Origin of the sequence: Paracoccus sp. FO-3, from assembly GCF_006386455.1 — a bacterium.
Taxonomy (GTDB): Bacteria; Pseudomonadota; Alphaproteobacteria; order Rhodobacterales; family Rhodobacteraceae; genus Paracoccus; species Paracoccus versutus.
On record NZ_VCBQ01000238.1, the window covers coordinates 1 to 1,918 of the forward strand.

Consider the following 1,918-nt stretch of genomic DNA (forward strand, 5'->3'; position numbering starts at 1 on the left):
ATGAGAATGACCACTGAGGAGTCTTTTGTGAAAGTTCTCCAGCTTCACGGGATCGAGCATGCGTTCGGGATCATCGGCTCTGCGATGATGCCTGTGTCGGACCTGTTTCCCAGGGCTGGGATCACGTTCTGGGACTGCGCGCACGAGACGAACGCCGGGATGATGGCGGACGGGTTCACCCGCTCGACCGGCCGGATGTCGATGGCGATCGCGCAGAACGGCCCCGGCGTGACCGGCTTCGTCACGCCGGTCAAGACCGCCTACTGGAACCACACCCCGCTGCTCTTGGTCACGCCGCAGGCGGCGAACCGCACCATCGGCCAGGGCGGCTTCCAGGAGATGGAGCAGATGCGCATCTTCGCCGATTGCGTCTGCTACCAGGAAGAGGTGCGCGACGCCTCGCGCATCCCCGAGGTCTTGAACCGGGTGATCATGCAGGCCTGGCGCAACTCGGCCCCGGCGCAGATCAACATCCCGCGCGACTTCTGGACCCAGGTCATCGACGTGGAGCTGCCGCAGGTGGTCGCCTTCGAGCGGCCCGCGGGCGGCGAGCAGGCGGTGGCCGAGGCGGCAAAGCTGCTGTCCGGGGCCGAGTTCCCGGTGATCCTGTCGGGCGCCGGCGTGGTGCTGTCGGGCGCGATCCCGGAGCTGGCCAGGCTGGCCGAGCGGCTGGATGCGCCGGTCTGCTCGAACTACCAGCACAACGACAGCTTCCCCGGCTCGCACCCGCTGGCCATGGGCCCCTTGGGCTACAACGGCTCGAAGGCGGCGATGGAGATCATCGCCAGGGCCGACGTGGTGCTGGCGCTGGGCACGCGCTTGAACCCGTTCTCGACCCTGCCGGGCTATGGCATCGACTACTGGCCGAAGGACGCCAGGATCATCCAGGTCGACATCAACGCCGACCGCATCGGGCTGACCAAGAAGGTCACGGTCGGCATCCAGGGCGACGCGGCCAAGGTGGCGCGCGGCATCCTGGCGCAGCTTGCCCCCACCGCCGGCGATGCCGGCCGGGCGGAACGCAAGGCGCTGGTGGCGCAGACCAGGTCCCGCTGGGCGCAGGAACTGTCGAGCCTGGACCACGAGGAGGACGATCCCGGCACCGAATGGAACGAGGACGCGCGCAGGCGCGACGCCGGGCTGATGAGCCCGCGCCAGGCCTGGCGGGCGATCATGCAGGCGGTGCCGAAAGAGGCGATCGTCAGCTCGGACATCGGCAACAACTGCGCCATCGGCAATGCCTACCCGAGCTTCGAGGCCGGGCGGAAATACCTGGCGCCGGGGCTGTTCGGGCCCTGCGGCTACGGCTTCCCGGCGATCCTGGGCGCCAAGATCGGCAATCCGGACGTGCCGGTGATCGGCTTTGCCGGCGATGGCGCCTTCGGCATCTCGATGAACGAGATGACCGCCTGCGGCCGCGAGGACTGGCCGGCGATCACCATGGTGATCTTCCGCAACTACCAGTGGGGGGCGGAAAAGCGCAACACCACGCTGTGGTACGACAACAACTTCGTCGGCACCGAGCTGGACCGCGACACCTCCTATGCGAAGATCGCCCAGGCCTGCGGGCTCGTCGGCGTGCAGGTGAAGAGCCAGGAGGAACTGACCGCGGCGCTGCACGATGCGGTCGAGCGGCAGATGAAGAACCGCGAGACCACCTTCATCGAGGTGCTGCTGAACCAGGAACTGGGCGAGCCCTTCCGCCGCGACGCGATGAAGAAGCCGGTGGTGGTCGCCGGCATCGACCCGGCCGACATGCGCCCCCAGCAGGGCGCGGCCTGAGGCGGGACGGCGGCGGAAGGCCGGGGCGTCCCCTGCCTTTCTCCGTTTCCCAAATACCCCGGGGGGCGCTTGCGCGGCCCCATCGAGGGGCCGCGCAAGCGCGAGGGGGGCAGAGCCCCCCTCGGCGCCCCGCCCC

Annotated in this window: 1 protein-coding gene; it reads left to right on the top strand. The window is 68.8% G+C overall.

All coding sequences use genetic code 11. From position 1 onward, the window contains the following. The gene (gene xsc / locus FE811_RS26665) at positions 1-1,782 is read left to right on the top strand and encodes a sulfoacetaldehyde acetyltransferase (protein WP_116220455.1); all 1,782 of its coding nucleotides are present in this window, start codon (positions 1-3) and stop codon (positions 1,780-1,782) included. The last annotated feature ends 136 nt before the right edge of the window (positions 1,783-1,918 follow it).

Coding starts and splice junctions, on each gene's coding strand:
- xsc (WP_116220455.1), top strand. CDS start 1: ATGAGAATGACCACTGAGGAGTCTTTTGTGAAAGTTCTCCAGCTTCAC.